Source organism: Paraburkholderia sp. UCT70 (genome assembly GCF_050434085.1).
GTDB lineage: Bacteria > Pseudomonadota > Gammaproteobacteria > Burkholderiales > Burkholderiaceae > Paraburkholderia > Paraburkholderia tuberum.
Genome location: NZ_JBNPVZ010000004.1, coordinates 1,176,268 through 1,197,732, shown reverse-complemented (window position 1 = coordinate 1,197,732; position 21,465 = coordinate 1,176,268). Strand labels below are relative to the sequence as shown.

General features: G+C 61.3%; 17 protein-coding genes and 2 pseudogenes. 5 read left to right on the top strand and 14 right to left on the bottom strand.

Going from position 1 to position 21,465, the window contains the following annotated elements; genetic code table 11:
• Window positions 1-44: 44 nt before the first annotated feature.
• On the bottom strand, window positions 45-410 hold the full coding sequence (gene nirD / locus OKW41_RS31135; protein WP_429449833.1) for a nitrite reductase small subunit NirD: 366 nt from the start codon (window positions 408-410) through the stop codon (window positions 45-47).
• Window positions 411-449: 39 nt separating this feature from the next.
• A complete protein-coding gene (nirB, locus tag OKW41_RS31130) occupies window positions 450-2,990 on the bottom strand; it encodes a nitrite reductase large subunit NirB (protein WP_429575034.1) in 2,541 nt (846 codons plus the stop codon).
• A gap of 594 nt (window positions 2,991-3,584) precedes the next feature.
• Here nirB and cobA point away from each other — a divergent pair.
• Entirely contained in the window at window positions 3,585-4,385 is an 801-nt protein-coding gene (cobA, locus tag OKW41_RS31125; RefSeq protein WP_429575033.1) for a uroporphyrinogen-III C-methyltransferase, read from the top strand.
• Between the two features lie 38 nt (window positions 4,386-4,423).
• On the opposite strand, the gene OKW41_RS31120 is transcribed toward cobA, so the two are convergent.
• Complete coding sequence (locus OKW41_RS31120) at window positions 4,424-5,305, bottom strand: MOSC domain-containing protein (protein ID WP_429575032.1); 882 nt, start codon at window positions 5,303-5,305, stop codon at window positions 4,424-4,426.
• A 570-nt stretch (window positions 5,306-5,875) separates the two neighbouring features.
• Between OKW41_RS31120 and OKW41_RS31115 the strand changes: the two genes are divergently transcribed.
• Together OKW41_RS31115 and OKW41_RS31110 are read left to right on the top strand one after the other, a co-directional pair.
• Window positions 5,876-6,280, top strand: a complete 405-nt coding sequence (locus OKW41_RS31115; protein ID WP_013089473.1) for a heme-binding protein — start codon at window positions 5,876-5,878, stop codon at window positions 6,278-6,280.
• 81 nt (window positions 6,281-6,361) lie between these two features.
• Window positions 6,362-8,536, top strand: coding sequence for a malate synthase G (locus tag OKW41_RS31110; RefSeq protein ID WP_429575031.1), 2,175 nt, complete (start codon window positions 6,362-6,364; stop codon window positions 8,534-8,536).
• A gap of 71 nt (window positions 8,537-8,607) precedes the next feature.
• Here OKW41_RS31110 and galU read toward each other — a convergent pair whose 3' ends face one another.
• Window positions 8,608-9,525: a UTP--glucose-1-phosphate uridylyltransferase GalU gene (gene galU, locus OKW41_RS31105; RefSeq protein ID WP_429449823.1), complete on the bottom strand. Its 918-nt coding sequence runs from the start codon at window positions 9,523-9,525 to the stop codon at window positions 8,608-8,610.
• Window positions 9,526-9,810: 285 nt separating this feature from the next.
• Entirely contained in the window at window positions 9,811-9,954 is a 144-nt protein-coding gene (locus OKW41_RS31100) for a hypothetical protein (RefSeq protein WP_429449821.1), read from the bottom strand.
• Window positions 9,955-10,212: 258 nt separating this feature from the next.
• On the opposite strand from OKW41_RS31100, the gene OKW41_RS31095 reads away from it, so the two are divergent.
• A complete protein-coding gene (locus OKW41_RS31095) occupies window positions 10,213-11,460 on the top strand; it encodes an acyltransferase family protein (RefSeq protein WP_429575030.1) in 1,248 nt (415 codons plus the stop codon).
• Window positions 11,461-11,507: 47 nt separating this feature from the next.
• Here the strand turns inward: OKW41_RS31095 and OKW41_RS31090 are convergent, their stop codons facing one another.
• Together OKW41_RS31090 and OKW41_RS31085 are read right to left on the bottom strand one after the other, a co-directional pair.
• Window positions 11,508-12,242 (bottom strand): hypothetical protein, encoded by a 735-nt coding sequence (locus OKW41_RS31090; protein ID WP_429575029.1) that lies wholly within the window; start codon window positions 12,240-12,242, stop codon window positions 11,508-11,510.
• A gap of 416 nt (window positions 12,243-12,658) precedes the next feature.
• Window positions 12,659-13,054, bottom strand: a complete 396-nt coding sequence (locus OKW41_RS31085; RefSeq protein ID WP_429575028.1) for a hypothetical protein — start codon at window positions 13,052-13,054, stop codon at window positions 12,659-12,661.
• Between the two features lie 188 nt (window positions 13,055-13,242).
• Between OKW41_RS31085 and OKW41_RS31080 the strand changes: the two are divergent.
• Window positions 13,243-14,229: pseudogene (locus OKW41_RS31080) on the top strand (IS5 family transposase); the annotation flags it as partial.
• A 134-nt stretch (window positions 14,230-14,363) separates the two neighbouring features.
• On the opposite strand, the gene OKW41_RS31075 reads toward OKW41_RS31080, so the two are convergent.
• From OKW41_RS31075 to OKW41_RS31045, 7 genes and pseudogenes are all read right to left on the bottom strand, one after another.
• A complete protein-coding gene (locus tag OKW41_RS31075; protein ID WP_429449814.1) occupies window positions 14,364-14,849 on the bottom strand; it encodes a lysozyme inhibitor LprI family protein in 486 nt (161 codons plus the stop codon).
• Window positions 14,833-15,309: a lysozyme gene (locus OKW41_RS31070; protein ID WP_429575027.1), complete on the bottom strand. Its 477-nt coding sequence runs from the start codon at window positions 15,307-15,309 to the stop codon at window positions 14,833-14,835. Before OKW41_RS31070 ends, OKW41_RS31075 begins: the two co-directional genes overlap by 17 nt.
• A 119-nt stretch (window positions 15,310-15,428) precedes the next feature.
• Entirely contained in the window at window positions 15,429-15,860 is a 432-nt protein-coding gene (locus OKW41_RS31065; RefSeq protein ID WP_429575026.1) for a hypothetical protein, read from the bottom strand.
• Between the two features lie 123 nt (window positions 15,861-15,983).
• A complete protein-coding gene (locus tag OKW41_RS31060) occupies window positions 15,984-16,151 on the bottom strand; it encodes a hypothetical protein (protein ID WP_429575025.1) in 168 nt (55 codons plus the stop codon).
• 236 nt (window positions 16,152-16,387) lie between these two features.
• Window positions 16,388-17,011, bottom strand: a pseudogene (locus OKW41_RS31055) (IS30 family transposase); the annotation flags it as partial.
• A gap of 524 nt (window positions 17,012-17,535) precedes the next feature.
• Window positions 17,536-19,989: a glycosyltransferase family 4 protein gene (locus tag OKW41_RS31050; protein WP_429575024.1), complete on the bottom strand. Its 2,454-nt coding sequence runs from the start codon at window positions 19,987-19,989 to the stop codon at window positions 17,536-17,538.
• The gene (locus OKW41_RS31045) at window positions 19,986-21,452 is read right to left on the bottom strand and encodes a flippase (RefSeq protein WP_429575023.1); all 1,467 of its coding nucleotides are present in this window, start codon (window positions 21,450-21,452) and stop codon (window positions 19,986-19,988) included. The genes OKW41_RS31050 and OKW41_RS31045 overlap by 4 nt, the downstream gene beginning before the upstream one ends.
• Window positions 21,453-21,465 lie beyond the last annotated feature (13 nt).

The following is a 21,465-nucleotide window of genomic DNA, read 5'->3' as shown; positions in this document are numbered from 1 at the left end:
ATGATCGGGTTGAAAAATCGGAACGATGGACAAAGGCCGCTACCTCAAACCGCGACCCACACCTGGCCGTTTTCGACGCGCGTGGCAAATGCGCTGACCGAATACGACGGCGTTTCGAGGCATTCGCCGGTGCGCAGATCGAAGTGATGCTTGTAGATCGGCGACGCGACCACGATGCGCTCGCCGAGGCTCCCGACGATTCCGCGCGACAGCACCGCCGCGTGCGAACCCGGATCGAAGTTTTCGATCGCGTAGACCGCGGGCTCGGCCGGCGACTCGACTTCGCCGCCATCGACGTGAAACACGGCCACCTGTTCGCCATTGACGAGCGCGCAAACGCCGGTGTTCGGCACGATGTCGTCGAGTGCGCAGATCGCGGTCCAGGCGCGGGGCAAGGTTTCGTTCTTCATGACTGGGCTCCTTTTGAGTTAAGCGGGAATCGGATGAGGTCAAACCGTCTCGACGACAACGGGAATCTCGATGCGCTGCACCTGCCGCTCAGCGAGCGTTGCCGGCCGGATCTGTCCGCGCTCCTCGACGAACGCGACGTTGCTATCGGACTCGCCGCTGTTGACGAAATGGCGGAAGCGCTTGCGCGTTTCGGGATCGGTGACGGCCTTTTTCCATTCGCACTCGTACGTGTCGACCACATGCTGCATCTCCACTTCGAGCTCGTTGGCGACGCCAAGGCGATCGTTGACGATCACGTCGATCAGATAGTCGAGCCCGCCTTCGAGGTTGTCGCGCCACACGCTGGTGCGTTGCAGTCGGTCGGCGGTGCGCACATAGAACATCAGGAAGCGGTCGATATAGCGCACGAGCGTCGCCTTATCGAGGTCCGCGGCGAGCAGTTCCGCGTGACGCGGCTTCATGCCGCCGTTGCCGCACACGTACAGATTCCAGCCCTTCTCGGTCGCGATCACGCCGACGTCCTTGCCCTGCGCTTCCGCGCATTCGCGGGTACAGCCCGACACGCCGAACTTGATCTTGTGCGGCGTGCGCAGGCCCTTGTAGCGATTCTCGAGTTCGACCGCGAGACCGACCGAATCGCCGACGCCATAACGGCACCACGTCGAGCCGACGCACGACTTCACCGTACGCAGCGATTTGCCGTACGCGTGACCCGATTCGAAGCCGGCCGCGATCAGCTCTTCCCAGATCAACGGCAATTGCTCGACGCGCGCGCCGAACAGATCGACACGCTGGCCACCGGTGATCTTCGTGTAGAGGCCATATTTCTTCGCGACCTGCGCGACCGCGATCAGGCCGTCGGGCGTCACTTCGCCGCCCGGCATGCGCGGCACGACCGAATAGGTGCCGTCGCGCTGGATGTTCGCGAGGTAGTAGTCGTTGGTGTCCTGCAGCGACGCGTGCTCCTTCTTCAGCACGAATTCGTTCCAGCACGACGCGAGAATGCTCGCGACCGCCGGCTTGCAGATGTCGCAACCGAGCCCGCGGCCATGCTTCGCGAGCAGCGCGCCGAAACTGCGCACTCCCTCGACGCGCACGAGGTGATACAGCTCCTGGCGCGAATACGGGAAGTGCTCGCAGACGTGGTTGTTCACCGCGAGGCCCTGCTTCTTCATCTCGGCCTTCATCACCTGCGTGACGAGCGGCACGCAGCCGCCGCACGAGGTGCCCGCGCCGGTCGCGCTCTTCAACGCGCCGATGTCGGTCGCGCCCGCGCACACGGCTGCGCACAGCTCGCCCTTCGACACGTTGTTGCACGAGCAGATCTGCGCGGCCGCGGGCAACGCCTCGACGCCGAGCGCCGGCTTCGCGCTGCCGTCCGCTTGCGGCAGGATCAGGAATTCGGGGGACGCTGGCAGCTCGATACGGTTCAGCATCATCTGCAGCAGCGTGCCGTATTCGCTCGCGTCGCCGACCATCACGCCGCCGAGCAGATGCTTGCCGCAATCGGACACGACGAGCTTCTTGTAGATCTGCTTGCGTTCGTCGCTGAACTGGTAGGTGCGGCTGCCCGGCGTATTGCCGTGCGCGTCGCCGATGCTGGCGACGTCGACGCCCATCAGCTTCAGCTTCGTGCTCATGTCGGCGCCCGCGAATTCGGCCGGGTCGCCGAGCAACTGCTTCGCGACCACGCGCGCCATCTCGTAGCCGGGCGCGACGAGCCCGAACAGCTGGCCGTGCCACAGCGCGCATTCGCCGATCGCATAGATGTGCGGATCGCTGGTGCGGCACGCGTCGTCGATGGCGATGCCGCCGCGCGCGCCGAGTTCGAGGCCGCATGCGCGCGCGAGATCGTCGCGCGGACGGATGCCGGCGGAGAACACGATCATGTCGGTGTCGAGATGGCTGCCGTCGGCGAACTGCATGCGGTGCGTGCCCGCTTCGCCGTCGACGATCGCCATCGTGTTCTTCTGCGTGTGCACCGTGACGCCAAGCTCTTCGATCCGGCCGCGCAATACCCGGCCGCCGCCGTCGTCGACCTGCACCGCCATCAGGCGCGGCGCGAATTCGACCACGTGCGTTTGCAGACCCATATCGCGCAGCGCCTTCGCGCATTCGAGACCGAGCAGGCCACCGCCCACGACCGTGCCCGTTTTCGAGCGGGCGCCGCATTCGCGCATCGCCTCGAGATCGTCGATCGTTCGATAGACGAAGCAGTCGCCGCGCTCGCGGCCCGGCACCGGCGGCACGAACGGATAGGAACCGGTCGCGAACACGAGGCGGTCGTACGGCAGCGTTTCGCCGGTCGCGACCGTCACCGTGCGCGCGTCGCGATCGACCGCGACCGCCCGCGCGTTCAGCTTCAGTTGCACGCCGTGGCGCTCGAAGAAGCCCGGCTCGACGAGCGACAGGTCATCGGCGGTCTTGCCCGAGAAGAACTCGGACAGATGCACGCGATCATAGGCCGCTCGCGATTCTTCGCCCAGCACCGTGATGTCGAGATCGTGCGCGGCCCGTTGCGCCAGGCATTCGACCAGTTTGTGGCCGACCATCCCGTGACCGATAACGATGATTTTCATGAGCGCGCTGTCCTCTGGTGTCCGGCGAAAGCGATTGCGGAAATAAAAACGGCGTCCCGCGAATCCAGCCGAGGGGCCGAATTCGGGGGACGCCGTTGTCCTGTTGGGTGCTGCGGGGCGCGTGCAGTTGTGCTGCAAGCGCGACGAACCCACGTTGGTCCGATGGCAACGCTTATTGCAAGGGCTGTGCCAATTTCGATAAATGCGCCCGAAAGCGCGGTGTGGCGGGGATTTGCGGCAAGTCGCGCGGCTTCGGACCGGATCCGGCGCGCGACGCGTTTTGAGGCGGCCAAGCACAGGGATGGTGCGACGCAGCACTGTCGACGTGCGAAACGAAGGCGCACGGGCGTGCGATCGCCGTCATGTTTTCCGCGTGAATCGCAATGTGTGGCAACGGCTTGCGCGCCTTGATCGGATCGATGGCGTGGTCCTTGCCTTGCTCTTGCGCAACGTCATCGCGGCAACGTCGTCGCGACGCGCAGACTCAACCGTCGACAGGCAATGCAATGGACAACGGCGTCCCCTCGTGATCTTCACGGGCGGGCGCCGTTTTCGTTTCGGGCCGACAGAAACTAACGGCATAAGGACACCAACATGAACACCAACACCGGCAAGGTCACGCTGCTGAGTGCGGGCCCGGGCGACCTCGACTTGCTGACGCTGAAGGCCGTCAAGGCGCTAGCGGCCGCCGACGTCGTGCTGCTCGACGACCTCGCGAATCCCGACATCGTGACGCTCGCGCCGCAGGCGCGCGTGATTCGCGTCGGCAAACGCGGCGGCTGCCGCTCGACGCCGCAGGCGTTCATCGAGCGGCTGATGCGGCGTTATGCGCTGAAGGGGCTGCACGTGGTGCGCGTCAAAGGCGGCGAAGCGCTGCTGTTCGGTCGCGCGGGCGAGGAACTCGCGGTGCTGCGCGATGCGGGCCTCGCGGTCGAGATCGTCAACGGCATCTCGTCGGGCTTCGCGGCCGCCGCGGGCCTCGGCATGTCGCTCACGCATCGGCGGCATTGCCACGGCGTGAGCTTCGTCACCGCGCACACCGAAGATCACGGCGAGCCGGACTGGGCCGCGCTTGCCGCGACGCGCACGACGCTCGCGATCTATATGGGTATGCGGCGCATCGACGGCATCGCCGCTGCGTTGCTCGCGCACCTGCCGGCCGAAACGCCGGCCGCGGTCGTGCAGTGGGCCGGCGGCAGCGACGAGCGGCGCCTGTTGACGCGGCTCGATCGGCTCGCCGCCGATTCGCTCGGCGCGGGCTTCGGCAGTCCGGCGGTGATTCTGGTGGGCAATGCGGTTGGCGAGAGCGCCGAAGCGCCTTGCTGGGAACGCGAAGCTCGCGGCAATCAAGATGGGCAAACACTACCCGCGTCGGCCATGGCGCGGGCAGCCTGATCGGCGATCGAAGCGGGCTTCGCCCGCCTTGCATCCCATCAATCGCCGAACCCGAGCTCCGCGTCGACCTGCTGCCCGACGCGCAGCCAGGCCCCCGCCCCGCTCGCGACCAGTGCGTTGTTGCCGAACGTGACCGCGCCGTCGAAGCGTTCGCTGACGCGATAACCGAGCATCGTGTCGGTCGGCTCGTTCGGCCAGTCGGGATCGGGCGCGCCGCGCGCCTGATCGATGGTCGGCATCGGACAGCGCGAGCACAGCTTGACGAGCCGTAACTCGACGCGCGCGCTCGAGTCCGCATTCGCGCCGACGGCGAGCGTCTCGACATAGTCCTCTTCATAGGCATCGAGGCCGCTGAGCACGATATTGGGCCTGAAGCGATCGATTCTGATCGACGGTGCGCCTTTGCCGTTCAGGCGCGCGTTCAGATCGTCGAGCGAGGCCTGGCCGACCACCAGCAGCGGAAAGCCATCGGCAAAAAAGGTCGTGGCGCCCCCCGTGCTGTCCGTATAGTCCGGATCGACGATGCGTTCCCGCTCGGGATCGAAGCGCAGCAAGCGCGCGGGCAGACCGAGGAATTCCGTGAACCAGGCCGCCGTTTCTTCGCCGGTGTCGAGCCCATAGGCCGCGTCGCGCCACACTGCGGTAACGACCCTGGGTGCCGCGGCGAGCCGCGCGGCATCGAGCGGCGTGCGCAGCTCACGCATGCCCGGCGCGCTGACGATCAGATCCTCTGCGCCGAGTTCGACCTTGATCAGCGCCATGCGCGGATACGCGCGCTGCGTGAACATCGCGCCTTCGGGATCGACGATCATCCAGTTGCGGTCGTATTCGAGGCCCGTCGCCAACAGCCGCGCCTCGGTGAGCGCGATGCCCGCGCAGGATTTGATCGGATAGACGAACAGTTCGTTGATGGTAGGCATGGTTGCACACGCGTCGGGAGCGCAGTTCCGGCGAAGATCGGGGACTGAAAGTAGATCCGTATAGTACCGAAATTAGTGTTGACGTGGACGTGCGAGCCGGACCCTCTCATCGGGCTTTGGCTAACCGGTGTTCGCGTCGCCCATGCGCGGGTCTGGCTCACTCGTGAAAGCGTGAACCGGGCCTCGTTCGCTTGCCGCTGTCATCCAACGATGAACCGAAGCCGTCGCCCCCGCTACGGCTCGCGGCGCGACCATTGTCTGGCCGTAACGAATGCTTCGAAAACCAGCTCATCTGCTGGTCTACCTCGTTATTTCTGAACCAGGCCGCGCTTGTGGACCTCCCCGCGCGTGGCGTTGCGGCGGCACTGTCGAGCGCACGGGCTGAGCCGCCTGGAGAGGCCGCCGTTTCGCGCTGCCTCGCGCGGAAGTAAAATCGTCGGATCAGTCGCGCGCCGGAGAGCCGCAAGAAGCTTGCAACGGAGCCCCGAGGATCTCCTGAAGCGCCGCATCGCCGGTTACCGAAAGAAGCTGTAGAAGCCACCTTCCCATCACCGAGACAGGAAATTCATTATGCTGACCAAACCCGTGTTGACCGTCGCCGAGACGACCCGCATTGTCGATGCCGCCCGCGCGGAAGCCGAGAAAAACAAATGGCCCGTCGCGATCGTCGTCGCGGACGACGGCGGCCATCCGCTCGCGGTGCTGCGTCTCGACGGCGCGGCGCCCTCCACCTCGTATATCGCGACCGAAAAAGCGCGCACCGCGGCGCTCGGCCGGCGCGAAACCAAGGTCTATGAAGACATGATCAACAACGGCCGCACCGCGTTCCTCAGCGCACCGCTGCAGGGCACGCTCGAAGGCGGGGTGCCGGTGATCGTCGACGGCCACGTGGTCGGCGCGGTCGGCGTGTCGGGTGTCAAGTCGGAGCAGGATGCGCAGATCGCGAAAGCCGGCATTCAGGCGCTCGGCGTGTAAAGCGCCGAGCGCCAAAGCAATCCCGAGACACAAACGCGGACCGACGCCCCCTCGTCGGTCCCATAACAGATGGAGCAGTCGATGACTCAGATGAACCCACGCGGCGGACTGCAGGTCGCCGCCAACCTCGACCAGTTCGTTGAATCCGAAGCCCTGCCCGGCACCGGAATCGACAGCGCCGCCTTCTGGTCGGGATTCGACGCCCTCGTGCACGAACTGGCGCCCAAAAATCGGGCGTTGCTCGCCGAGCGCGACCGCCTGCAAAGCGAACTCGACAACTGGCATCGGGCCAATCCCGGCCCGGTGCGGGATCTGCGCGCGTATCGTGCGTTTCTCGAAGGCATCGGCTACATCGTGCCCGTGCCCACCAGCGTCCAGGCCACGACCGACCACGTGGACAGCGAAATCTCCGGACAGGCCGGCCCGCAGCTCGTCGTGCCGCTGTCGAACCAGCGCTACGCGCTGAACGCCGCAAACGCGCGCTGGGGTAGCCTGTACGACGCGCTGTACGGCACCGACGCGATCCCCGAAACGGACGGTGCGGAAAAGCAGAAGGGCTTCAACCCGGTGCGCGGCGCAGCCGTGATCGCGTACGCGCGCAAGTTCCTCGATCAGGCCGCGCCGCTCGCGAACGGCTCGCACGCGGACGCAACGCGCTATAGCGTCGAGAACGGCCAACTGGTCGTCGCGCTGAAGAGCGGCACCACGGCGCTGAGGACACCCGCGCAGTTGGTCGGCTATCAGGGCGACGCGAGCACGCCGTCGGCGGTGCTGCTCAAGCACAACGGCCTGCACGTCGAGATCCAGATCGATGCGAACGATTCGGTCGGCAAGACCGATGCGGCCCATGTCAAGGACGTCGTCGTCGAAGCGGCCGTCACGACGATCATCGATTGCGAAGACTCGGTCGCGGCCGTCGACGCCGATGACAAGGTGCAGCTCTATCGCAACTGGCTCGGCCTGATGAACGGCGACCTGACCGAAGAGGTCACGAAGAACGGCAAGACCTTCACGCGCCGGCTCAATGCCGATCGCGAATACATCGGCGCCGACGGCAAGTCGCAGGTCAAGCTGCATGGCCGCTCGCTGCTGTTGATCCGCAACGTCGGCCATCTGATGACGAACCCGGCCGTAGTGACGAAAGACGGCCACGAGATTCCGGAAGGCATTCTCGACGGGGTGATCACGACGCTGTGCGCGCTGCGCGACCGCCACAACAAGCTGAACTCGCGCACCGGCTCGATCTATATCGTGAAGCCGAAGATGCACGGACCGGCCGAAGTCGCGTTCGCGAGCGAACTGTTCGCGCGCGTCGAAGACCTGCTGAAGCTGCCGCGCAACACGATCAAGATGGGCATCATGGACGAGGAGCGCCGCACCAGCGTGAATCTGCTCGCCTGTATCGCCGAAGCGTCGGCGCGCGTCGCGTTCATCAACACGGGCTTCCTCGATCGCACCGGCGACGAGATGCACTCGGCGATGGAAGCGGGCCCGATGATGCGCAAGGGCGACATGAAGTCGAGCAAGTGGATCACGTCGTACGAGCGCAGCAACGTGCTGGTCGGTTTGAGCGCGGGCCTGCGCGGCCGCTCGCAGATCGGCAAAGGGATGTGGGCGATGCCCGACCTGATGCACGCGATGCTCGAGCAGAAGTTCGGCCATCCGAAGGCTGGCGCGAACACCGCGTGGGTGCCCTCGCCGACCGCGGCGACGCTGCACGCGCTGCACTATCACCAGGTCGACGTGCATGCGGTCCAGCAGGAACTCGAACGCACCGACTATGCGACGGTGCGCGACGAACTGCTCGACGGCCTGCTGACGATTCCGGTCGTCGAAAAGGCGCAATGGAGCGACGACGAAATCCGCGCCGAAGTCGACAACAACGCGCAGGGCATTCTCGGCTACGTAGTGCGCTGGATCGACCAGGGCGTCGGCTGCTCGAAAGTGCCGGACATCCACAACGTCGGCCTGATGGAAGACCGCGCGACGCTGCGTATTTCGAGCCAGCACATCGCCAACTGGCTGTATCACGGTGTGATCAAGCGCGAGCTCGTCGAGGAGACGTTCAAGCGCATGGCCAAGGTGGTGGACGCGCAAAACGCCGGTGATCCGCTCTACCAGCCGATGGCGCCCGGCTTCGACACGATCGCGTTCAAGGCCGCGCAAGCGCTCGTCTTCGAGGGGCGCCAGCAGCCGAGCGGATATACCGAGCCGTTGCTGCACAAGTTCCGGCTCGAGGTGAAGAAGCAGGGTTGAGGCCGTCCGGCCGAAACGACGACGGGCGCCGTGCAATGCGGCGCCCGTTTTTCCTTCCAGGTCGTGTCACTTCACGCGGCTTCTGCCGTCAATTGCGCCGCCTCGCCACCTGACGCTTCGTTCTGCATAAAGGCTTGCAGATACGCCTCGAATTCAGCCTTCACCTCGGGATGGCGCAGTGCGAATTCGACGGTCGCCTTCAGATAGCCGAGCTTGCTGCCGCAATCGAAGCGCGTGCCGAAGTAGCGATACGCTAGCACCTGCTCCTCGGTCAACAATGACTGCACCGCGTCGGTCAGTTGCAGCTCGCCGCCCGCGCCCGGCTTCAGCGCGCGGATATGCTTGAAGATCGTCGGCATCAGCACGTAGCGGCCCACCACGCCGAGATTCGATGGCGCCTCGTCCGGCGCTGGCTTCTCGACGATGCCCGACAGCTTGATCACGTTGTCTTCCCACTCGCGGCCGTCGACGACGCCGTACGAGCGGCTGTCCTCGCGCGCGATCGTTTCGACGCCGATCACCGAGCTGTGATAGTGGTTGAAGGTATCGACGAGCTGACTCATCACGGGCTTCGCGCTATGCAGCAGGTCGTCGGCGAGAATCACCGCGAACGGGCTGTCGCCCACCAGTTTTTCGGCGCACAGCACCGCATGGCCGAGACCGAGTGCTTCGGCCTGGCGCACGTAAAAGCAGTCGACGTTGGCCGGCTTGATGCTGCGCACGAGGTCGAGCAGCTTCTGCTTGTTGCGCGCTTCGAGTTCGGACTCGATCTCATAGGATTTATCGAAGTGATCTTCGATCGCGCGCTTGCTGCGGCCCGTCACGAAGATCATCTCGGTGATGCCGGCGTCGATCGCTTCTTCGACCGCGTACTGGATCAGCGGCTTGTCGACGATCGGCAGCATTTCCTTCGGACTTGCTTTGGTGGCCGGCAGGAATCGTGTCCCGAGGCCCGCTACGGGAAACACGGCTTTGGTGACTTTCAGCATGGTAGGCATTCCCACATCGGTTAGAAATTGGTGTGTTCGCGGACCTGGCGGCCAATCAATGCCGGCGCAAAACCAGCAGAAAAACTGCGAGGTTCACGGAAGCGGTCTTTCTCCGATTCAATTCGGATAATTCACGCATTAATCGCAATGCGATATTGTGAAAAATTGAGGAAATTATTACGTATCTATTGCCAGTTGGTGATCGAGCAAATCCGAAAGTCTTACCTTTCGGACGGCCCCTGGCACGGGTCGCCTGGCGACCCGATGACCGGCTTCGGCAGCACGTCATTCCTGTTCGTCGACCGGTGGCAGCTTGCCTGGGTTCATCCGGTAACGACCAATCGGCTCGTTGCGCAAGGCATCGCGGTAGGCGGAGGCGGCCACCAGGATCAGCAGGACGGCCACGCCGGCCAGTAAATGCAGGTTCATGACTTCACCTCGGGGTCAGAAAATCCTTGCTTTAAATTAGCACGACAAAAGCGATAAATAATTCGATACCCCATCCGTCGACGCGCAATTACAATTCGTCACAAAATCGATGTCGGATTCAATGCGAAATGGAATTTTTTAATCATTTTTCAGGATTGCGGTGTTCTAGCATGGATGCGTCGCGGGTGCGCAAGACGCCCGCTCGAAGGCCTGTTCCGCGCCATTTTTTCTTTTTTCCGCTTCAGATAAGGACCGCGTATGAGCGACCCAGCACTGGATGCCGCCGGCTCATCCCTGCCCCTCTCCCCGCTGCCGCGCCCGGAGAAAAACCCGGCCGCGGCGCATGCGCGCAGCGACGCGCGTGTCGATAGCGCCAGCAAGGAGCACGCGATCGACGCGATGCGAGGCTTCGCCGCGTTACTGGTCGCCTACTTTCATTGCCGCCAGATCGTGTGGGTCGGCATGCAGGCGTTTCATCAGAGCGTCGGACATTCATTGAGTCCCGGCAGTCTCGCCGCGTATCTGACGTTTCCGATCGCATGGGGCTCGGCCGGTGTGCCGATGTTCTTCGTCATCAGTGGCTACTGCATCCATCGCGGCGGCGCGCTGCGGCTCGCGAGCAATCCCGCTTACCGGCTCGATGCAGGCAACTTCTGGCTGCGGCGCTTCGCGCGCATCTACCCGGTGCTGCTCGCGGCGCTCGTACTGACCTTCGCGCTCGATTCGTTGAGCCTGCAATTGCCGCCCGTCAGTCACAAGATTCGCGACATCGGCTGGCATCCGTTTCTGGTCAACCTGTTTTCGCTGCAGGGTGTGGCGGGTAAAACGTATGGCTCGAACGGCGCGCTGTGGACGCTGTCGCTCGAAGTGCAGTTCTATGCGATCTATCCGCTGCTGTTCGCGCTACGCAGACGCATCGGCATGAACGCCGTGCTCGCGCTCGTCGGCGCGATCAACGTTGCGTCCGCGTACGGGTTGGAGCGCCACGATCTGCAGTTCTTCACGTCGTACTGGTTCTCCTGGACGCTCGGTGCGTGGATCGCCGACGCCAAAGCGCGCAACGTGCGAGCGGCGCGTGCGCCGGCATCGCTGTATGTGCTCGCGGCGGTATTGATCGCGGCAGGCTGCGCCGCGTTTCATTTCGGCCAGTACGGCGCGTTCCAGATCTGGGCGCTCGGCTTCGCCTGTTATCTGTACAAGGCGCTCGATGCGCGCAAGGACCCGCAACGCGAAGCGAGCGGCGTGCTCGCGCTGCTTCGCGCAGGGTCGCACGCGCTGTCGCGCTTGCTGTCCCGCGTCGGCGACTTCAGCTTCTCGCTGTATCTGATCCATCTGCCGATCTTCGTGTTGCTGTCGGCGTGGCTGTTTCGTTCGTCGCTGCAGATGTCGATCTGGCCGTCGTTCGGCTATATGCTGGTCGCGGTGCCGGCCGCCTATGTGTTCTATCGGCTCGTTGAGTTGCCTGCGATGAAGTGGTCGGCGAGTTTTAAGCCTAAAGGGCGCTGATAGAACGTCGACATTGGATCAATCCCGCGCGTTCGGGTGCTTCACCATCATTTGATCTCGTTGAATAGCAACGTCGATACCTGGTGCTCATCCTGAATGGAAAATTGAAACGGTATCTCTGGATGCGTAAATTTGAGCCGGAGTTGCTTTAGAGCCGGGACCGGGACAAATCGCTGATCTCTAAACGCGTAGTACGACACTAACAGGCCAACGCGGGATGCCTGTGCATCGTCGAATACGTAACTGTTATTCGGAAAGGCAAGCTTCCCTTCCTTCATCGCCACGACGGCCCGACATGACGAAAGTAAACTCGGCAGATGAAGAAACGTCGGCTTGCGCGCTAGAGGGTTGACCAGCAGCGAGATCTGCCGGTATCGATTTCCGGCTTCGCCCGAACCGTTGCCGTGCCCTTCCACGCAGAGTAAGGGCGGATGCGTATCGGTTCGCGCTGCAATGAATACGTTGGCTGATTGCGGAAAGATTTCCGACACATGCTCTCCGGGGAATGTCGTAGCGTGCGCAAAGCGATAGGATTTGCCGTCGACTACCAGGCGATCCTTCCAGAGCTCAATGTTTAGCGTTTTCCGTTCCAGTTTGGCTTGCAGCTTCATAAAAGTGCCTGGCTCGCCTGGGTAGGAATAGACCACGCCGGCGTTTTGATCGGTCGGGTCCCCGTTTTGTTTGATCGGGTCGCCAAACACTGCCCCCGCTTGGGCAACGTACAAGGCTTCGTAGCTGTCGTAAGACTGAGCCGCATGTGCGCTGCCAGATAGGGCGGCCATAGCCGCCACCAGTATCGTAGTGATTCTCCATCGGTATGCTTTGGCGCCTGTCGCTTTCAGATAGTCGGGCTTAAGCGTCCAGAAAATCGTGCTTCCGTGGGCAGCACTGGAAAAGCAATCGCACATCCTTATTGATCGGATCACTCATCGCCCATCCCCTGCACGCCAAGCCACGACGATCAAATTCGGATGATCCTTCACCGGAAATGAACGCGTTTTCCCTTGTGCAAGCGGCACGTCCTCAACGGGCGTGCGTACGCAGTTCAACAGCTTGTCGCACGTCCACGCGCAGTTCCCTCTCGTTACAGATCGGACTCAACTCAATTTCGATTTATTTCTTGCGTCCAAGAATCGTTTTAACCGTTAAGCATTCCGGATGCTCCGACGATTCCATATCGTCCGGACAAGACAACCATTCATAAAATTCGAGCCGCTGTTTTGCTGCATCCTGCCTGCAGGCCGCCACCTGGAAGTCTGTAGCGCTTGGTGCGTCCCTGCAAATCGATAATGCCGTGAACAAGTGCGCCCGATGGAAGTTGGGCGGTGTAATACGTATTAGGGAGTGCATTACCTCCAGCATCGGCTAGCGTGAACCGCTGATCGAAACGATTCCGTGAGCGTCCGCGACAATCGCACGCCCATGCGTAACCGAGGGCTTCGGCCATGTCGTAACCGTTTGAATACGACTTCAGCCTATCGAACGGAAACCATTCGCCGGTTTCGGGGTTCAGCGCCATTGCAGACGGCATTGGCGGGAAGTTTGAGTAGATTGAATAGGTGATACGGCAAGCTTGGCACTCTTCCTCGTCCATGGCACTTTTCTGATTCTGTTGTTCCGTTTGACCTCTGCTGATTTTCCCAGAACACACCCGACGAATTAATCACCCAAAGCAGCCACGGTCAACAGCTTTAAGGAAACACTGATTTATTCGGCTCGGCGGTCATCGCATCGGCCACCGAGGACGTTGTAAAACGAGGCTCACGGCACGGATCCACGGCGATGAAGCGGCAGATCGGTTTTGCAGAAGCGGAAAGCAAGGGCGCGAAGCGCGTAACCAGGCGGCAGCGCTTTCTGGCGGAGATGGACAAGGTTGTCCCGTGGACACGTTTGCTGTCGGCCATCGAGCCGTACTACCCGAAGGCTAAGCGGGGCCGACCGCCGATTGGCCTGGAACGTATGCTGAGAATCTACTTCCTCCAACAGTGGCACGGGCTGTCGGACGAAGGGTTGGAAGACGCGCTGTATGACAGCATCGCGATGCGTGCGTTTGCCGGCATCGATCTGGCGGTCGAGGACGTGCCAGACGCGACCGCGTTGTTGAAGTTCCGCCGTCTGCTGGTCGAGCATGACTTGACGCGCAAGCTGTTCGACGAGATCGGCATTTCGCTGTGCGAACGCGGCTTGCTGATGATGGAAGGCACGTTGGTCGATGCGACGATTATCGAGGCGCCGCCGTCCACCAGGAACGCCGGGAACAGCCGCGATCCCGAGATGCATCAAACGAAGAAGGGCAACGAATGGCATTTTGGCATGAAGGCGCATATCGGCGTCGATGCCGACTCGGGTCTGGTGCATAGCCTGGTGGGTACATCGGCCAACGTATCGGACGTATCGCAAGCCCATGCCTTGTTGCACGGGCATGAGCAGGAAGCGTTCGGCGATGCCGGCTACACGGGCGTTGAAAAGCGCGACGAGATGCACGGAAATCCGGTGCAGTGGCGTGTGGCTGTCAAGCGCGGAAAAATCAAGGCAATGCGTGACGGTGCGCTGAAGGATCTGCTGATCCAGGTCGAGCGAACCAAGGCGCAGATTCGCGCACGGGTCGAGCATCCGTTTCATGTCGTCAAGAATCTGTTCCGCCATCGCAAGGTCCGCTACAAAGGTCTAGCCAAGAACACGGCGCAACTGTTCACTCTGTTCGCCTTGGCCAATCTGGTGATCGCGAAGAACCGACTGCGCTCGACACATGGGGAAAGTCCGTCATGTGTACGAAAACGCGAGCAGTTGGCCCGTATTCGAGCAAAACTCATCCCGGTCACAACAAAAATTCGTTCGCCGTTCTGACGCTTTCAAACTGACTCGTCGACAACGGTAGCGGCGAAGCATTGATCAGCGTTTCCCTAGTCTCTTAAGACTTCCTGCAATTCCTTGACTCTGTCTCGGGTGATATTTGCCATACACTCCCAAAAGAAAATATAGCGCTCGGCAGCCTCACCCATCATATAGGTTTCGGTGTAACACTCGTTATCGCGGTACTGTGCCCAAGCGTCTTGCGACTTCAAAAAGTAAGGGAGAGCTAACGGTTCGCCTTCCGCTTTAAGTGAACTGTCATTGCCTCCAATCTTGGATTTCGCCGATCGCAGGATTTTATCCAGTGCACGGGCCGCATGATCGAATTTACGGTGCGAACACTGCGCCAAGTCGTCATTGCTTGCATGCTCCCCAGTGTCACACATATGCGCCACATCGGCGGCGCTATGACCTGAAAAATACTGATCCGGCGATTTAAAATAGTGATAATCGAATTTACCGGAATACACGGTCTTAGCGGGTGCAATGATCGGAGCGATCGTGAGTGCGAGTATTAGACTAGTGCGATGAATCATAGACCCCCGCCTCAAACATTTCCGCTTCACGGTGTCGACGCCGCAGCAATCCCTTAAGCGGGTGGCCCTTAACCGTGGCGTACTGCCTCATCTTATCACCTACCTTGTTGTAATCACCAGTATTAACGAAATCGAGCAGACTGTCGCCATGATGTTGAAGGTTGTACATAAAGCACACAAGTGCATCGTATTCAAATTGAAACAGCGGGAGCCGAATTTTTCGATTGATCGTATTTTCCGCCCACTTGACATCTTCCTTAAGTAGCGTCTCGGCCTGTGCTTCGGTTATTCCTTTCTGAAATGGCTTTTCCGATGCGGCGCTGGATATTTTCCCCAAATGAACAAGGTGCCCATATCCAACTGTTGCATTTCCGGCTTTGCTGCCGTCATTGTCGTACATGGTCGCGCTGAACTGTTCCCAACCTTTAAGGAACTTGGTTCCTGCGCGGAAAATTTCCACGGCTTACACAAGCGCGAGGAATATATGGTGACATTTGAATTAGGATCAGTATTGGTTACGCATTCGTGCAGCGGGTCGGTCACATTTACTCCATTGTATGAGTTACTTTGCGAGAATTGTTAGACAGACGCGCGGTGTCCAAGATAGATACGCACCGCTTGCGCGCCGTCTGTCTTGTGCCGCTGTGTACGTCCGATGGAATCAGTGACGCCGCGCGTTAGGAAACCTCGCCACTCAATCGTGTAATACGTGTCGGCGAGTGGCGATCCGTTGGCATCGCGAAGCGTAAGCTCTTCATCGAACAGGCTCGCAGATCGATTGCGACAGAGGCACCCCCCGCCTTGCCCTAACGCCTGCCTCATGTCGTAACCGGATGGGAGAGCCCTGATCGCATTAATCGGAATCCCCTCCTCGGATTTCTGGTTTATCGTCATTGCCTGAGGCATATCAGGCCACTCTTTGTATATCTTGAACGTGATACGACAATCAAGACATTCCTGGTTATCTGATCCCTCGAACATTTCCGCAAAGCGAGCCTTCATTTCTTCCATGATCTCCTCTGCGGAGCGCATCCTTTCGTACATTGGACCCTCCCATAGATTAATTCGCGCTCTCAGACCATTAGACCATTGAGCACGCCTAAGAGCACCATCAGTTATCCTCCACGTGATGGTTCATATCGAATACAACCGAATCCCGTCCTGCGGAAAGCATTCGCCGGTTTCGGCGTTGTGCGCCATTGCGGACTGCATTGGCGGGAAGTTCGAGTAGACTGAATAGGTGATACGGTAAAGCAGGTACTCATCCTTGCCCCCGGTTTCATCCCATTTCTGTTGTTCCATTTGACCTCTGCTGATTTCCCAGAACACACCCGACGAATTAACCATCTAAAACGCGACACGGTCAATGACTTTAAATTGAGACAAAGCCGTTTTGACAGATATTCACAATTGCTCCGGCCATCTCATTTTCAGGTGCATTTTTCCGATATCACCGTCCAACAAAAATGGCGGCATTGAGCCGCCTTCTCCGTAGTGATCGGCGCCAGTTAGTGCTTTGTCCACGAAGCGTGGCGGATTCAACCGGTCGATGCAATAGTTCGATGGAACCGTTCAGCCGGCGTTTCGTAATCCAGTGTCTTCCTTGGACGCTCGTTCAGCCTTCGAGCCACGGCATTGAGTTTGGCCTGTGAGTAGACCGACAGGTCGATGCCTTTCGGGAAGGACTGTCTCAACAGGCCATTGGTATTTTCATTCGAGCCCCGTTGCCAGGGGTGTTTCGGATCGCAGAAGTACACGGCAACGTCGGTGGCAATGGTGAACTGCTTGTGGTTCACCATCTCTGATCCCCGATCCCAGGTAAGCGATTTATACAGTTCCTTCGGCAGCTTTCCAGCATGTCTGATGAGCGCATTGACTACTGTTTCGCTGTCCTTGCTCGCGATCTTCACCAGCATTACATAGCGTGTCTGACGCTCTACAAGCGTTGCAATCTGGCTGCCGCCGCTGCCACACAGGAGATCGCCTTCCCAGTGCCCCGGCACCGCACGGTCTTCCACAGTGGCGGGGCGTTCACGGATTGATACCGCCTCACGGATCCTGCCGTGATCGTCCGTTTTCTGGGTGTGATGGCGCGAGCGGCGTATGGCCCGGGTGCGCCGTAGATGCTCCAGCAGTTCTTTCTTCAGTGCACCCTTAATTTGAGATTGAGACTTTTTGACAAATATTCACGATGATTTCGCGTATCTCATTTTCAATGCATATTTCCGCAATCGCGGTTCAACAAAAAGGGCGGCGTTGAGCCACTTTACCGTCAGGAATCGATGCCGGTCGGGGTTCGTCCGGTGTGCCGGTGTTCTGCGTGATCAGCGCTATTGCATCCATTGCAGCGGCGCGCTGCGGCTCGCGGATAATCCTGCGTGCCAGCTTGATGCGGGCAACTTGTGGCTGAGGCGCTTCGCGCGCATGCCGAAGTCTCGACGCGCAGGGTTTGATCCCAATCTGTGGGGCCACACTACTGCTTCATTCCTTGACGAACTCAAGCGCCTTCTGAGCGAGTAATCAACCTGTCGCCGCGCGAGGTGTTGTCCAGATTCTCTTGGCAACTCTAAAGCCACCCGGCGGTGCAATAAAAAAAACGGAGCGAAAGTCGTTCGAGACTTTCGCTCCGCTACGCCAAGCAAGGACTGGCCAAGCCCTCGTCTACCCTCGCGTAAAAATCACCTCGTCACCGCGCTGCCACGCCGGTCAGAATCTGCGCAACCCCATCCACATAGCTGCGCGTGCCGAAGCGCTCCTGCGCGGTCCGATAGCCGTTCCTGACCAGTTTGTCGCGCAAGTCGCCGTTCGAGCGCAATTCGGCGAGCGTATCGGCGAGCGCATGCGCGTCGCCCGGCGTACATAGCACGCCGTTCTCGTAGTCGTCGATAATTTCGAGCACGCCGCCTGCGCGCGACGCCACGACCGGCCGCTGCGCGAGCATCCCCTCGACGATCACGCGGCCGAACGGCTCCGGGGTGATCGACGTATGCACAACTGAATCGACCGCGCACATGCAGGCCGGAATATCGTGCTGGAAGCCGAGAAAATGCACGCGCTCGCCAAGCTTGTGCGCGGCGACGAAGGCGCGCAGTTCGCTCTCGTACTGGTCCTCGCCGAACAGCGCCGCGCCGACCAGCACCGCATGCATCTGCGGATTGAGCACCATCGCTTCGAGTAGCACATGCTGCCCCTTCCAACGCGCAAGCCGGCTGAACGAGCCGACGAGAAACGCGTCGCGCGGCAGATTCAGGCGCTCGCGCAGCACCGCTTGCGGCACCGTGCGCAATGCGTCGAACGGTTCCGCGGCGATCCCGTTGAACACGACGTCGATGCGCTTGCTGTCGAACCGCGTGAGCTTCGCAAACGCCTGCGCCGACGCAGCCGAATTGGCGATCACATGGGTGAGGCCGAGCCGCGCGCACCACTTGATGATCGCAAGCTGCTTGCCGCCGAAATGCTCGGCGCTGACGATGTCGCGCAAATGCCAGACCACCGGCCGTCGCGCGAGCTTGCCGGCCACCGCGCCGATGACCATCGCCCGCTGCGTGTTCGCGTAGATCACATCCACCTTGCGCGCGCGTTTCGCGGTGGCACGCACGAGTGAGATGAGTCCCTTCAACGCCTGACCTTTTGGCATCGAACCGCCCTGCTTGCGCACATTTTTGAGCGCGCCGGCATCGAGTACAGTGACCTCGACGCCGGTTTTCGCGAGTGCGGTGTTGAACGGCCCGTCGTCGAACAGCACGACCTCGATGCGCGAGCGCAGCGCCTTGACGATTTCGAGCAGCGACAGTTCGGCGCCGCCGAGCACGCCGCTCTGATCGACGGCGAGAATGCGCGGCACGTTCGCGGCGCCCTGCACGGCCGGCCGATACGGCGTATAGGCCGGCAGCGTCGCCGTGTGCAACGCGGGCACCGCCGCGCGCACCTGCGAGAAAAAGCGCTCGCGAAAATGCGCGGCCGAAAACTGCTCGGCGTTGCCGCGGCAATTCTCCGGCAGGAACCGGTGCCGAAGCTCGTCGAAACGATTCACGGCAGCGATGATCGAGTCGGTATCCTGCTCATCGAAGAACATGCCGGTCGGCTTCGGTTCGGACAGATCGCGCACCGTTTCGAGCGCCCCGCCCTTGCCGTACGCGATCACCGGCGTGCCGCAAGCCTGCGCCTCGACCACCGAAATGCCGAAGTCCTCTTCGGCCGCGAACACGAATGCCTTCGCGCGACTCATGCGGTCCTTCAGCACCTCGAACGGTTGATAGCCCATGATCTCGACGTTCGGCCCCGCCTTCGCGCGGATCTTCGCCATGTCGGGTCCGTCGCCGATCACGACGAGCTTGCGCTCGGGCATCCGCGCGAACGCCTCGACGATCAGATCGATTTTTTTGTACGGCACCATGCGCGAGGCGGTCAGATAAAAGTCTTCCTTCTCCGTGCACGGCGTGAACGCCTCGACATCGACCGGCGGGAAGATCACCTGCGCGTCGCGCTGATACACCTTCTTGATGCGTCGCGCGATGAACGCCGAGTTCGCGACGAAGTCATCGACCGAGTTCGACGTGCGGATATCCCAGTTGCGCATGTAATGCAGAATCAGCCGCGCCAGCGCCGACTTCGGGCCGTTGGTCAGCTTCGACTGCTGCAGATACTGATGCTGCAAATCCCACGCATAGCGGATCGGCGAATGCACGTAGCTGATATGCACCTGATCGGGACCGGTCAGAATGCCCTTGGCGACCGCGTGACTGCTCGAGATCACGACGTCGTACGCCGACACGTCGAGCTGCTCGATCGCGAGCGGCATCAGCGGCAGATACGAGCGGTACTTGCTGCGCGCGAGCGGCAACTTCTGGATGAACGACGTCGTCACCGGCTTGCCGCGCAGGAAGCTGCGATCGTCGAGAAAGTCCACGAGGCTGAACAGGTCCGCATCGGGAAAGCACGCGATGATCTGCTCGAGCACTTTCTCCGCGCCCGCGTAGGTGACGAGCCAGTCGTGCACGATCGCGATGCGCACGCTTTTGCTCGCGCGCGGTGCGGTACGGCGCGGTGCCGGCTGGATGCCGGGCACGCTCGTCAGTTCGTCGAGCGCGCTGCGCGTCGCGGGCCTCAACAGTTTTTTTTCAAGGACGTCTTGGTTCATGCGCTTTTCCTCGGATTCAGTCGCAATAGCAGTGAACGCGCAAGATTGCGCAAGGCGGGCGTCATCGTGATCGACCACGCGACGTTCGCGCCGACCATCAGCACACCGGCGGCGATCGCGAGCGCGAGGCTCGGCAGGAAGCTGGCGAGCCACAGGCTGGCGAGCAGGAAAGCGAGATGGGCGAGCATGTCGAGCACGATCTGGCGCGCGCGGATCGCGGCGAAACGCAGCAGCACCGCGTAGTCGAACATCGCGCGGGCAGCGACCGCGACCGCCGCGCCCGTGAGCCCGAAATGCGTGATACCGAGCCACAACGCGCCGGCGAAAAGCGGCAACTCGACGAGGCCGATGCGCGCGGCGGTGGCTGGATTGACCTGTGACTGAATCAGGATGCGCGTCACATTCGCCTGGCCGACGAGCCACACGGCGACGATCATGATGCGGCCCACGGGCGCCGCGACCGTCGCGATCTCGTTGCCGACCCACAGATGCAGGAACGGTTCGAGCACCAGCATCGCGATGAGCGCAACCGGCGTGAACACGCCGTTCAGAAATTCGAGCGATTGCTGCGTGATCGTGTCGGCGTCGGCGCGGCCGACTGCGGAAAGCCGCGGAAACAGCGTGCGTACCAGCGCGGTCGGCACGATGTTCAGACGCGTGACGAGGTTCTGCGGCACCGTGTAGTACGTGACGAAACGCGCGCCGAGCCGTGAACCGAGCATTACGCGATCGAGCGAATCGGCGACCATCGTCGTCACGCTGGCGATCAGCATCCAGCCACCGAAGTTGAACAGCCCCTTTGCGACGCCGAGCCGCGGCGGCTGAATGCTGCGTATTTCAAGCACTTTCAGCGCGTAGCGGCCGAGCAGCAACGCCGCGAGAATCCGCGCGACGACTGCCGCGGCGAGTACGTTCTGCAAAGTCGCGCCGAGCCACCACGCGGCACCGAGCGGCAGCAGCTGGAACAGGAACGTGCCGATCGTCTGGTTCGTGTTGTAGACGCCGAAGCGTTCCGCGCCATTGATCGCGCCCGCGAACACCCACGACACGTTCGCGATCGGAATCGCGACCGCGAGCCACGGCAGCGCCATATAGACTTCGTGCTGCAGCTCGGGCGATACCTTCGTGAAATACGCGGTGTACAGGAACGCGCCGAAGTAGATGATCAGACCGCCGACCACGCCGGTCGTCAGATTGAGCCACGTCGCGCTCCAGAACACGCGCGCGCTTTCCTGCTGATCGCCCGACGCGCGCGCCTTCGAAATATGGTTCTGCGCGGCCATGCTCATGCCGAGATCGAGAATCCCGAAGTAGCCGATCAGCGTCCACACGAGACTGATCACACCGTAGCGCTCGACCCCGAGCAGCCGGATATACGACGGCACGGTCACGAGCGACACGAACGTCGGCAGCACGAGCCCGAAAAAGTTGATCGCTACGTTCCTGAGAATGCCCTTGTCCATCGAATCCCTTCGG